12 protein-coding genes are annotated in these 12,983 nt (G+C 41.9%); 3 read left to right on the top strand and 9 right to left on the bottom strand.

The features are described 5' to 3' along the window. Position 1: 1 nt before the first annotated feature. The 6 genes from pepF to O3642_RS02410 form a co-directional block, all read right to left on the bottom strand. Positions 2-1,804 carry an oligoendopeptidase F gene (gene pepF / locus O3642_RS02435; protein WP_371605319.1) on the bottom strand — a complete coding sequence of 601 codons (1,803 nt, stop codon included), beginning with the start codon at positions 1,802-1,804 and terminating at the stop codon, positions 2-4. Positions 1,805-1,876: 72 nt separating this feature from the next. Next, entirely contained in the window at positions 1,877-2,827 is a 951-nt protein-coding gene (locus O3642_RS02430; RefSeq protein ID WP_371605318.1) for a competence protein CoiA family protein, read from the bottom strand. Between the two features lie 73 nt (positions 2,828-2,900). Continuing rightward, positions 2,901-3,482 (bottom strand): hypothetical protein, encoded by a 582-nt coding sequence (locus tag O3642_RS02425; protein ID WP_371605317.1) that lies wholly within the window; start codon positions 3,480-3,482, stop codon positions 2,901-2,903. Between the two features lie 167 nt (positions 3,483-3,649). After that, positions 3,650-4,822: an MFS transporter gene (locus O3642_RS02420; protein WP_004219812.1), complete on the bottom strand. Its 1,173-nt coding sequence runs from the start codon at positions 4,820-4,822 to the stop codon at positions 3,650-3,652. 70 nt (positions 4,823-4,892) lie between these two features. Then, the gene (locus tag O3642_RS02415; protein ID WP_371605316.1) at positions 4,893-6,239 is read right to left on the bottom strand and encodes a DUF1958 domain-containing protein; all 1,347 of its coding nucleotides are present in this window, start codon (positions 6,237-6,239) and stop codon (positions 4,893-4,895) included. 188 nt (positions 6,240-6,427) lie between these two features. Then, on the bottom strand, positions 6,428-7,135 hold the full coding sequence (locus O3642_RS02410) for a glucosamine-6-phosphate deaminase (protein WP_151378885.1): 708 nt from the start codon (positions 7,133-7,135) through the stop codon (positions 6,428-6,430). A gap of 125 nt (positions 7,136-7,260) precedes the next feature. Between O3642_RS02410 and O3642_RS02405 the strand changes: the two genes are divergently transcribed. The 3 genes from O3642_RS02405 to O3642_RS02395 are packed head-to-tail and all read left to right on the top strand — an operon-like array spanning position 7,261 to position 8,953. Then, complete coding sequence (locus tag O3642_RS02405) at positions 7,261-7,431, top strand: hypothetical protein (protein ID WP_003012095.1); 171 nt, start codon at positions 7,261-7,263, stop codon at positions 7,429-7,431. Between the two features lie 11 nt (positions 7,432-7,442). Further along, the gene (queA, locus tag O3642_RS02400; protein WP_371605315.1) at positions 7,443-8,471 is read left to right on the top strand and encodes a tRNA preQ1(34) S-adenosylmethionine ribosyltransferase-isomerase QueA; all 1,029 of its coding nucleotides are present in this window, start codon (positions 7,443-7,445) and stop codon (positions 8,469-8,471) included. Positions 8,472-8,482: 11 nt separating this feature from the next. After that, positions 8,483-8,953 carry an arginine repressor gene (locus O3642_RS02395; RefSeq protein WP_003006364.1) on the top strand — a complete coding sequence of 157 codons (471 nt, stop codon included), beginning with the start codon at positions 8,483-8,485 and terminating at the stop codon, positions 8,951-8,953. 29 nt (positions 8,954-8,982) lie between these two features. Here the strand turns inward: O3642_RS02395 and O3642_RS02390 are convergent, their stop codons facing one another. The 3 genes from O3642_RS02390 to arcC all read right to left on the bottom strand — a co-directional run bounded on the left by O3642_RS02390 (position 8,983) and on the right by arcC (position 12,915). Continuing rightward, complete coding sequence (locus O3642_RS02390; protein WP_371605314.1) at positions 8,983-10,317, bottom strand: dipeptidase; 1,335 nt, start codon at positions 10,315-10,317, stop codon at positions 8,983-8,985. Between the two features lie 17 nt (positions 10,318-10,334). Then, complete coding sequence (locus tag O3642_RS02385) at positions 10,335-11,846, bottom strand: YfcC family protein (RefSeq protein ID WP_003012149.1); 1,512 nt, start codon at positions 11,844-11,846, stop codon at positions 10,335-10,337. A gap of 124 nt (positions 11,847-11,970) precedes the next feature. Continuing rightward, entirely contained in the window at positions 11,971-12,915 is a 945-nt protein-coding gene (gene arcC / locus O3642_RS02380; protein ID WP_347111772.1) for a carbamate kinase, read from the bottom strand. Positions 12,916-12,983: the final 68 nt, after the last annotated feature.

Raw genomic sequence — 12,983 nt, 5'->3', positions numbered from 1 at the left:
CTTATGCGAGTCCTAATTTTTTTACTAGGGCTTCAAATTCATTCAACCGACGTTCAAAGACCGCAAAAGCTGCGTCCAAGTAGTCTTCTTTTTCCATATCCACACCTGCTTTACGGATGACGTTGAGTGGATAGTCAGAATTTCCAGCCTTCAAGTAGTCGATATATTTATCACGATCTTCTTGTGTTCCATGAACAATTTTTTCAGCTAAGGCTGAAGCTGCTGCAAAACCTGTTGAATATTGGAAGACATAGTAGTTATAGTAGAAGTGAGGAATCCGAGCCCATTCATATTGGATCTCAGGGTTGTCTTCTTTTGAAAGACCATAGTATTTTTCATTGAGCTCTGCATAAAGGTTGTTCAAGAACTCACTAGTCAAAACGGTACCTTCTTGGTCTGCTTTATGAATGGCATGCTCAAATTCAGCAAACTGCGTTTGACGGAAGACGGTTCCACGGAAGCCATCCAAGAAGTGATTCAAAATAGCAAAACGAGTTGCATCGTCTTCTACTTCTTCTAACAGACGTTCGGTCAGGATATTTTCATTGGTTGTAGAGGCGATTTCGGCAAGGAAGATGGAATAGTCCCCATAGACATAAGGCTGGGTTTCACGGGTATAGCTAGAATGCATACTGTGACCAGTTTCATGCACCAAGGTGAAGAGATTATCCAATGTATCTTGCCAGTTCAACAACATGAAGGCATTGGTATCATAAGAACCACCTGAATAGGCACCTGAGCGTTTTCCTTGGTTGACATGCACGTCGATCCACCGTTCGCTAAAGGCCCGTTTCACACGAGAAAGATAGTCCTCACCCAAAACAGCCAAGACTTCTTCTGCTTTAGCCAATGATTCTTCGTAGGTAAACTTGTAGTCTGTATCGGATAATGGCGTATACATATCGTACATCTTCAAGTCTGAGATTCCTAGAATTTTTGAACGCAATTGCACATAGCGTTGCAAGAGTGGCAAATGTTTGTTCACCGCTGCTACCAAGCTATCATAAACACTTTCTGGTACAAAGTTTTCATAAAGGGCCGCTTCACGGGCAGATGAGAATTTGCGAACTTTGGCATTAAAGTTGTGAACTTTCACATTGGTTTGCAAGGTTTTAGCATAGGTATGTTGGTACTGTTCATAAACCTTGTAGAGACCTTCGTAAGCTTCTTTACGAACGGCACGATCTTTTGATTCTACCAAAGAAATATAGTTTCCATGGGTTAATTGAACTTCTTCGCCCTTGTCATCATGTACAGTTGGGAAAACAATATCTGCATTGTCCAAGATTTCAAAGGTTTCACCACCAGCCGCAAAGATCTCACCAGCTCCTGCAAGTAATTCCTCTTCTTTTTGAGACAAGACATGTTCTTTTTTCTCTAGCAAACGATCAAAATAATGACCATATTGTTCCAAGGCTGGAACTTCACTCACAAAGGCCTTATACTGCTCATCCGTAATGGCCATGAATTCAGGCTCATAGAAGGCAAAGGTTTCACCTAACAAGCTATAAAGAGACATCCCTTTTGATTGGTACTCTTGGTATTTAGCCACTCGTGTGTCTTGGTCATTTTTCATATGAGCATAGACGTAGACCTTTTCTAAGCGACGGCTCAATTCCAAATATGCATTGGTTGTATCCAACAGTGTTTGCGCCGAATCCAACAAATGACCAGCATAGTGGCTTGCTGCTTTAATATCTGCAGCTAAGCTGGTTGCTTCTTCTTCCCAAGCTTGATCTGTCGCAAAAATTGTCGACAAATCCCATTGGTATTTTTCATCAATTTCATTTCGTTGTTTTACCATTTCGATTAATCCTCCAATGGTACTATTTTAGCATAAAAATGAACATTTCGGGAGGATTTCTATCTTAGAAAGTTAGCTTTTCTGCTGAGCATAAAAACGTGGGGGATAGAGGATCTGAACAGGTTGGATCCCTTGCGACTGATAATAGGTCATAAATTGCTGGTAGTAATCTTCTACATTCTCTTCAATTTGAAGCAAGTTCTGTGAAAGGATCGGACGACAAAGAGGATAAAAGAAATCCAGCCCCAGTTCCATCAGATGGTGTCCCTGCAAATAGAGTTCTTCCTGAAGCTTCAGCCACTTTGGATGACGATAAAAGAGTTGTTGCTGTATATACGTTAAAAATGTACGATCGAGCTCAACTGCCATATGCTGCATGGGTTGCGAAAGATAAGGGGTCCGTAAGACTTCTAGTAAAGACCTTTGGCCAAAAGGGAAAATTTCTGTTTGATAATGCAATCGCCCTCGTAAATCCTCATGGATGAGGTATTGCAAACGTAGCTCTTTCTTTGTCAGATCCAATTCCCAAAGATGAAACCCCCGATTCTGACTAAAATAAAGAAAACCTGCTTGTAGCTTGGTTAGTCTTTTCTTAAGCCACAACTTTTTACCGAGTAACCAATAGACCTGATAACCGTTAGATCGATAAGCATCGCTTCTCTCCTTCAAACGTCCTAAAGATAGGGAGCTACACTGCACTTCCAAGGCTAAGTTCTTGTCCACTATTAAAAGATCCGCAATTTGTTGAAAATCTGCTAAATAACTTTCTACTTCTGTTCTAGACTCCTTTGAGGCCCAGTTATAAAGGCTGGCTTTTAATTCCAGGTGTTCAAAACTCTCAGCTTCGTGATGATAGGGACACTGCTGTAACTCTACATGGGCAAAATGAGCCCGCAGAACCGTGCCATTTTTAAGACGCACTGGACTGTGACATGCTAGGCAATAGAAGGGACCTTCTGTCACAGCTGGGATCTCTTCCATGCAGTTCCACCGCTTTTGATTGTTATCCATGGCAATAAACATAGTCCTACCTCCTCATCTATATCATTCGAAAAAAATAAGAAAAAGGCTGGAAATTACCAACCTTTTCTTCATCTTATTCTTCAGAATCTGAATTTGAATCATCACTGTCGTCATCTGCAACAGGAGATTTACCCAATTCTTTCTGCATATCTTTCAATTCTTTACGAGTACTTTCCAACTCGTCTCGAGCATCTTTCAATATTTCGATCAGAGCTTCACGGTCTTCTTTAGGAACGACATCGCCGTTTAAACCGATGCTGTCCAAGCCTTCATAAAAAATTTCTTTTTGGCTTCCTAATTTTTCCTTCAAGGCGCTAATCGTTGCATCGTATTGCTCTTTTGCAGAAGCTGTTACAGAAGCACTTGCTTCTTCAGTATGAGAAACAGATTGGTCCATTACTTTTGCAAATAACTTTTTGAAGTCTCCGACTGTTTTTGCTTTACTGATTTCATCATCTGTTAAAAGAATGGAAGTGGATGTATCTTCTAAATCTGTTGAAGTATCCTTACTTTTTGAAGTAATGGCAGATTTGCTCGTCACTTTAGTAGTTGATTGACCATTTGAAGTGTCCTTCTTTGTGTCTTGTTTGTCAGAACAAGCAGCTAGTGAAACAATCGTTAAAAGAGCAGCTGTCGATAAGATCATTTTTTTCATAAAATGGTCTCCTTTATATTTATTTTACCTGATTCTACCATCAAATACTTTGATTATCAAATTAATCACTAGTTCTTGATAATAACAAAAAAGTTGGACAAAATACTGTGAAATCAGTATTTCTGTCCAACTCCTGGATTATTCGTCATACAATTGTAACAATTTCATTAGTCTACTTTTCCACCAAAAAGACCGTGGGCCTTTCCTTGGGGCATTTTTAAGGCAAAGCTCAGCAAAAAGACGATCCCTACTACCCCTGCTAAAAAGAAACTCATGACTTGGTAACCGCCTCTTTCAATAAAGAGGGCTGCGAAGGGTTGTAAGAGAATGGTTCCTAAATAACGAGCTCCTTGGACAATGGCCATGGCAAGAACCAAGTCTTTGCCATTCACCTGTTGGGCAATAAACCGTAAGGAGACCATAATCAAAACCATCCCTGTTGTATGCTTGGCTAAGAGAGTTAGAAGCACTTTTAAGAAGACAGGACTTGGAAGAGCATAGACAGCATATTGAGCGAAAATAATTCCAATTGGAAGAGCGATCAAAACCCGTAAAGGCCAGTGGTCCATGAATCGATCAGAGAAAAAGATCAAGGGGGCTTCCACTACGACGGAGATAGCCACAACTGTTGAGGCAATATGAACTGGTAGACCACTATCCATGAGTAGCTCAGGAATATAGGTATGACCAATATTTCCAACACCTGAAGCCAAGCCAATCAAAATGATAAAGAAGAGGTAAGGTCCATTGTGAAGAAGGGGACGAATAGAAACTGGCTCTTTAACCTTTTCTTCTTTTTTCTCTCTTGTCTTCATCCGAACGGCACTTAGACAGAAAATGCTGAGTACAATGGTGATCAAAACCGTATAATAGACTGCTTGGGGGCTAAACTGATGATAGACCCAGCCAGCTATTTGGACACCGACCGAGTAGCCAATGGTTCCCCAAACGCGAATCTTCCCAAAAGCGTATGGACTTTGCGTTGCAAAAACTTCCATCATGGGAGCTGTCCCATTCAAACAGACTAGAACACTCCCATAAAAAACGGTCAGCCAAAAGAGATTGGGGGCCCAAAGAAAACCGAGGACACCACCAATGATCACACTCAGACTGAGGGTCGTCATTTTTACGATTCCAAATCGCTCATTGATATACCCAAAGAAGGGTTGGGCTACCATGGATAAGAAAAAGGCAACCGATACTAAGGTCGACACTTGAGTTGCACTATAGTGCTTCCCCATCAAATAGACGGAAATGAGGGTCGTAAAGAGAGACGTGGACATAAAATAAAAACTATAGAGCAGCATATAAGCCGCATAAGAATTTCGGAATTTTTTCATATAAATCCTTTCTAAAAATATCGGAATGGGACAATGACAAAACCCAACTGACAATCAGTTAGGTTTTATTTTATTCTTTATTATAGCGCTTCTGAGCCTCTATTTTGCGTCTCTCACGACTTTGTTTTTCAATCGAGAGAATGATGACAAGAATGAGAATCGGAATCAAAATCAGGAAGTGATCCAGCGAAAGCCATTTACTGTGCTTAGCCGTTGTCTTTTTCCCACTTGCTGTTTCTTTGACAAGCTCTGGCTTGGATCCTTCTTCCACCTTCATATCATCTCGGATACCTTCAGACAACGTATAGAGATCATTATCTACTGTCAGATAGCCATCTTTTACCGCAAGGGTCGGTTCTTTAGCACCTTTTTTGACCGTTGCATAGAAGGGTTTTTCAAGTGTATAGGTCTTGCCGTCAATCTTCTGGACACCTGCATCTAGCAATTTTTTATAACCAAAATCTTTATAGGCTTTTTCGATCAAGGCATTGCCAAACGGATGACGGTAATATTCCCCATCTTGGTCTGCCCAATCTCCTACGCCCATAATGACAGCAATTAAGCGCTGATTGCCCCGTTTGATGGTCGCGATATAGTTGAAGGCTCCACGAGGACTTGATCCAGTTTTTAAACCATCTACACCTTTCAAAGCATACTTGGCTCCTGGCAATGAATAATTGTAGGTATCAAAGGTTTCCTCATACGGAGTCCCTTTTTTAACCGTAACTTGTGCTTGATTGGTATAGTTTAAAATATCTGGGTATTGATTGATAAAATGATAGACCAGAATTCCTAAATCACGCGCAGTTGTCTGGTTAGCAGCGTCATTTGGATAATTGTTTACCGGATAGTAGCCTTGCAAGGTGGAGATGGCTGCCCCACTCGGGTTATTCCAGACCGTATTGGTCATCCCTAATTCCTTAGCCTTGGCATTCATGCGCTCGATAAAGGCATCTGGATCATTGTTGGACATGAGATTAGCCAACATGAGGGTCGATACATTTGAGGATGGAACCACTGTCATGGTAATCAACTCCGGAATTGTATAGTCTACCCCAGCAACAATATTATTGTTGGAGATCTCATAGATCTTTCCGATTGCTTGGTCTGAAGCGGTCGCCTTGATCACTGTATCCTTACCGATCTTGCCACTTGCCATATCTTCAAACAAGAGATAGAGCGTCATGAGCTTACTCATGCTTGCAGGATCTCTGGGTTCATCGATATTGTCTTTCCAAAGAACATTTCCCGTATTTCCGTCAATAATGAGCGAAGAATGCGGGCGGTTAATGGCTTGGACATTGTCATTTGGATACATCTTTTGCGCCATATCCACCAATTCATCCGCACTCGCTAGAATCGGCTGGCATAAGAGACTCAGAAGGAGGCAAATATGGATCAAATATTTTTTTATCATAAACTTTTCCTTTATAACAGACTAATCAGCTGGAGGCTGAAACAAGCTTCTAGCCCTCATGCCCTTTCCTCTTGTCTCCCAGTAGATGAAAAGAGCTAATCCCAGCAGATAATTACTTGTATTGTACCATACTTTAAAGCAGAAAAAAACCTATCTGACCCGAATAAATCGGCGATAGGTCCTTTTTTTTATCGACTTAACAAGCTCAAGGCTTCCTTATCCGCAATAATGGTCACATTTGGATGTCCTTGAAGGGCACTAGCTGGCACTTTTTCTGTCCTTTCACCTTCTACCGTACCTTTGATCGCTTGAGCTTTCGATTCCCCATAAGCAAACAAAACAATTGATTTCGCAGCTAAGATATTGGCAATCCCCATCGAAATGGCTTGAGTTGGTACATCTTCGATCTTATCAAAGAAACGAGAATTGGCTTCAATCGTAGAGTCATCCAACTGAACTAAGTGGGTCTGACTGTCAAAGGATGTTCCTGGCTCATTAAAACCGATATGTCCATTGCGCCCAATACCTAAGATTTGGAGGTCCACTGGATGGTCTTCGAGTATTTTGTTATAGCGGATGACTTCCTGATCGGCAGATTCTTCTACACCTGATGGGAGAAAACTTTCTTTGAATGGTTTGGCATCAAAGAGATTCTTCTCCATGAAATAACGATAAGATTGAGGATCATCTCCCGTCAACCCTACGTATTCATCTAAGTTAACACTAATTAGGTTAGACAGATCCAAATCACTTTCACGAATTTGTTTATAAAACTCAAGGGGACTGCTTCCAGTCGCAAGACCTAAGGTTTGAGCACCTTTCTGTAATGTTTCTTTCAATATATCAAAGGCAACTTTTCCACCCTCAATTTGGTCCTTTACTTCAATAATTTTCATTGGATAGTCCTCCTATTTCTCTATGCTTTTATTATATGGTATAGACCAATTTTTGTCAAGTGAAACCGCTATCTTTTTCTGGCGTTTTTTTCATTTTCAAGTCGATTCGTGATATAATGGAGAGTATGATTGTATCACTATTATTCATCATTTTTTTGATCGGACTCCTTGTCTTTCTCTTATCTTTCTTGATTCATCAAAGAAAGATTCTCAAGGTCCTGATCTTTTTGATGGGAATCTGCCTGATGCTCTTAGCTGTCGGGACTACCATCTATCTACTCACAAATTTATTATAAAAGGAGCGCAAATGAATACCAACGACTTTGACTTTGATTTGCCTGAAGAACTGATTGCCCAAACCCCTCTTGAAAAACGAGATGCCTCTAAACTCTTGATCCTCGATCGAAAAACAGGGCAATTCCAAGACCGTCATTTTGATGCCATTTTGGATGAATTGGAGACAGGAGATGCTCTTGTCATGAACAATACGCGAGTTCTACCAGCCCGCCTTCATGGAGTCAAACCTGAAACAGGTGGTCACGTCGAATTCCTTCTCCTTAAGAATACACAAGACGACTGTTGGGAAGTCTTGGCAAAACCTGCAAAACGCTTAAAGGTAGGTGCCACAGTCAGCTTCGGAGATGGTCGCTTGACCGCAACTGTTGAGGAAGAATTAGAGCACGGAGGTCGCATCGTACGCTTCCATTACCATGGGATCTTTTTAGAAGTTCTAGAAAGCCTTGGCGAAATGCCACTTCCTCCCTATATTCATGAAAAGCTTGCTGACCGTGAACGCTACCAAACCGTTTACGCCAAAGAAAATGGTTCTGCTGCAGCTCCAACGGCAGGTCTTCATTTCACCCAAGAATTGCTCCAAAAGATTGAAGCAAAAGGGGTTCACCTGGTCTATTTGACCCTTCATGTGGGCCTAGGAACCTTCCGTCCAGTATCTGTGGACAATCTTGAAGACCATGAGATGCACTCTGAATTTTACCAACTTTCTGAAGAGGCTGCTGCTACCCTTCGGCAGGTAAAAGCTGCAGGAAAACGTATCGTAGCCGTCGGAACGACTTCTATTCGGACCCTTGAAACGATTGGTAACAAATTTGATGGAGACATCCAGGCCGATTCAGGTTGGACCAATATTTTTATCAAACCAGGTTATGAATGGAAAGTCGTCGATGCCTTTTCAACCAACTTCCACCTTCCAAAATCAACTCTGGTCATGTTGGTTTCTGCCTTTGCTGGCCGTGAATTAACCCTCGAAGCATACCACCATGCTATTCAGGAACGCTACCGGTTCTTCAGTTTTGGGGATGCTATGTTCATCAAGTAAAGGAGTCACTCATGAATAAAATTGAAAGCCGCCACCGCTTGATCCGCTCTATTATTTCTGAGCGTAGGATTCATACCCAACAAGAACTTCAAGAAGCCTTAGAGGCCAATGGCGTTCTCGTTACCCAGTCCACCCTTTCACGGGATGTCAAATCCTTGAATCTAGTAAAAATTAACGAGGGGGATAGTTCCTACTATGCCATGAACACCATCGCTCCTTCCCGTTGGGAAAAGCGACTGCGGATGTATATGGAAGATGCCTTAGTCATGTTGCGGCCCGTTCAAAACCAGGTCGTTGTAAAAACTCTTCCAGGTCTTGCCCAATCCTTTGGAGCTATCTTAGATGCATTGGAACTCCAAGAAATTGTAGCCACCATCTGTGGAGACGATGTCTGTTTGGTTATCTGCGAAGACAATCAAGGAGCTTTGGATTGTTTCGAAAAATTAAAAGAATTCACCCCACCCTTCTTCTTTAGTAAATAAAAAGTTTGGAAACCAAGTTTCCAAACTTTTTATGTTGTAGCTAAGCGTTGAATGGCTTCTCGATAGATTTCCATCGCAGCATAGAGATCGTCAATTTTTGCTCGTTCATTGGCTTGGTGCTCGGTCTGTTCTGCACCTGGGAAAAGAGCCCCAAAAGCGACACAATTTTCCATGGTCCGCGCAAATGTCGCACCACCAGAAGACATGGCTGGCGTCTTATCACCAGTTTCTTCCTGATAGACTGCCATCAAAGAGCTGACTAAAGGACTATCCAAAGGAACATATAAAGGAGCCAAATAATCAAACTCTTCATATTCCAACTGATAACTAGCTGCAATTTCTCGCAAACGAGCTACTAAGGCATCCTTGTCTGCTAAGACGGGGATCCGGATATCAATCCCGATTTCCGATTGTTCTTGATCGATGACAAGGGTCGCAAGATTGAAGGAAAGATCGCCACTTGGTTCATCTGTAATTCTACCAAATAGAGCCCCACCAGTCGCATCCTCACCAACAGCATCTGCAATAAAGAGCAAAGCTGGATGGGGTTGGATGAGGGATAAACTTTCCGCTAAACCGACAATGGCATTCACTCCTTCAGCTGCATCTTTAGAGTGCTTGGAAACACCCAAGACCGTTACAGAATCTTCTGTTTGGCTATACTGAACCCCACTTTGATCCAAAACAGGAAGCAACTCTTCCAAACGATGGCCAGCATAGGTCGCCTTGTCTGGAACAACATTGAGGGCCTGACCAGCCTGTAAGGGAAGATCGTCCCAACCTGAACCATGCAATTTCACTTGTAATAAGCCTTTTTCAGCATAGGTTAATGGGAAAGAGGAATCCGGTGCAAATCCAAGATTTGCTTGCTCTTCGATTTGGTTGTAACGATTCATACAGCGCCACAAGGTTTCTTCATCCGTTCCAAAGATAAAGCGGATTCGTTTGGTAAACTGGATACCATCATCCAGCAAACTCTTAACTGCATAAAGGGCAGCGAGGGACGGCCCCTTGTCATCCTGCACACCGCGACCTACTAGATAGTCACCTATAACAGTCGCTTCAAAAGGTGGCGTTTGCCAATCTTGTAAATCACCGGCTGGAACAACATCCAAGTGACAAAGAACGGCCAGGAGTTCTTCCCCCTGACCGATCTCTGCATATCCATAGTATCCTTCAGGATCTATATATGTTTGAAAACCTAATTCTCGAGCAAGCTCTAAGGTTTTTTCTAGGACATCTTGGATAGCTTGTCCAAACGGTGTTCCATTTTCCCCTTCATTTAATACAGAAGGGTAAGAAATGATGGTTTGGAGCGAGTTTAAAAACTGCTCTTTTACATCGTCCTTTATTCTATTTTTCATGAAACACCTACTTTATGCTATTGCAAGAATGGAACCATTGTTCCTAGTAGAAGAAGGGCAATGGTGATCACAACAATCGCTACGACCAATTTACCCATGAATTTCCACCATGCACTCAAGTCAATACGTCCAAGAGCAAGAGCCCCCATTACAATACCTGAAGTTGGTGCGATTAAGTTCAAGACACCAGATGCAGATTGGTAAGCTGTGACAATCAAGCTACCTGGTACATTGACGAATTTACCAAGAGGTGCCATGATACCCATTGTTGCGCTGGCAAGACCAGATGATGATGGGATCAAGAATGACATTGGCAAGTAGAAAATGTAAGTCAAGACAATGAACAATTGAGATGAAAGACCTTTAAGTCCTTCTTCACCCCAGTGAAGAATTGTCGCAGTGATCATACCGTCATTCATGATGACTTGGATACCACGTGCTACCGCTACGATAAGAGCAACACTCAAGAGGTCAGCTGCACCATTCATGAAGGATGAAATGATTTTATCTTCTTTCAAGCCATAAATGATACCAACAAGGATTCCCATAAAGGCAAAGAGCATAGCTGTTTGAGGGAAGTACCATGTACCAAGAGCATCTGTGTTACCGATCAATTGACCAAGCACTGGAACTTTATGGAGAGATTCGTTAAAGTTTTCAAAGAATGTAATACCCAAATCTTTGAATGGAATAAATCCAGCAACCATGATAACGAATGTTGAAATGAAGACGAGCAAGACACGTTTTTGTTTCTTGTTCATTTGTGAAGGAATTTCTTCGCCACTATCAACGTTGAAGTGTTTCAAATCTTCTTCACGAGTTGCATAGGTGAGAGATTTGGTTGGGTCTTTTTGAACCTTATCTGCATAACGATATACATAGTATGTGCTAAGGGCTGTCAAGACAATCCAGAAGATTACACGGAGCAAGAGACCTGAGGCACTTGAGATACCTGCAGTGTCAGAAGCGATAACTGTTGCAAATGGGTTCAATGTTGACGCCAAACATCCGATTTGTGATCCTAAAAGGATAATGGCTACCCCTGTTAAGCTGTCAAAACCAACGGACATCATAACAGGTACAAGAAGTGGATAGAAGGCCATGGTTTCTTCACCCATACCATAAGTTGTCCCACCAAGGGCAAACAATGGCATCAAGATCAAGATCAACATTTTTTCGCGGCCTTTGTATTTACGAACGATAGAAGCAATCCCTACATCAAGGGTACCTGTTTCGTTCACAACTCCAAGGAAACCACCGACCATCAAGATGAAGAAGGCTACGTCAATCGCTGCACTAGTTGGTGCTTTACCAAGCATGGCATTGATCGGAGCCATCAAGACATCCCAAATCCCTTGAGGATTTTGTTTCACAGATTCATAACTACCTGCGATGATGGCACCAGCTTTATCAACCTTGTATTGACCAGCTGGAATGATCCAAGTTAACACTGCCATAATGGCAATGATAATTAACAATACGGAAAAAGATGAAGGCATCTTAAATCCTTTTTTCGTTTTTTCACTCATTTGTCTTCCTCCTAACGCAACAAAGTGTGAGTGATGTTTTACAAGAGTCTCTTGTAAAACGCTTACCTATAGACTTATTCTATCACAATAAGCTTTAAAATACTAGTTTTTTCCTAATTTTTCATTAGTCTTTTTGGATGATTGTTCCACTTTCAGACTCAATCAAAGCTCCAAGGTTTTCAAGGGATGTAATAACTGCTTTTCCTTCCGGGCGACCATTGACGAAGGCAATGGCAGCTTCTACCTTAGGAAGCATGCTTCCTGGTGCAAATTGGTCTTGTTTGATATATTCTTCCAATTGAGCCACATTAACATGTTCCAATTTTGCTTGGTCTGGTTTGTTGTAGTTCACAAAGACATAATCGACACCAGTCAAGACGATGAAGAGGTCTGCTTCTACTAATTCAGCCAAACGTTGAGATGCGAAGTCTTTATCGATTACCGCTTCAACACCAGATAGGCTACCATCTGCTTCTTTCACAACTGGGATACCGCCACCACCGGCTGCAACAACGACTTGACCGTCGTTCAACAAAGTACGAATGGTATTGATTTCTTTGATATCCACTGGTTTTGGTGAAGCCACAACTTTACGCCAGCCACGACCAGCATCTTCTTTGAAAGTTGCACCTGATTTTTCAGCTTCTGCTTTTGCTTCTTCTTCTGAGTAGAATGGGCCAATTGGTTTGCTGAGGTTGACAAAAGCTGGGTCGTTCTTATCAACAACGACTTGTGTCACAACAGAAGCCACGTCTTTTTCGATTCCTTCTTCAAGAAGAGCATTTTGAAGAGCATTTTGAAGCCAGTAGCCAATGCTTCCTTCGGTCATAGCAACTAATGAATCAAGTGGGAAAGCAGGGTTCTTTTCAGAGTTTGTTGCCAAGTGTTGGAGCAAGAGGTTCCCTACTTGAGGACCATTTCCGTGAGTGATGATCAAGTCATCCCCATTTTTGATTAATTTGACTAAGTGTTTTGCTGTTTCTACAAGCGCTTCTTGTTGAGCTTGAGCAGAAGGATCAGATGAGAGAATAGCATTTCCTCCCAAAGCAACAACGATTTTTCTTGACATAGGTTTTCCCTTTCTATAAAAAATAGGGGCAGGACTAAAGCTAGCAGTCCAGCCCCTATAGCTGTTGG

It is taken from the genome of Streptococcus sp. 27098_8_66 (assembly GCF_041431945.1).
Taxonomy (GTDB): domain Bacteria; phylum Bacillota; class Bacilli; order Lactobacillales; family Streptococcaceae; genus Streptococcus; species Streptococcus dentalis.
Note: the sequence above shows the minus strand (reverse complement) of the source record. Positions and strands in the feature narration are given on the sequence as shown.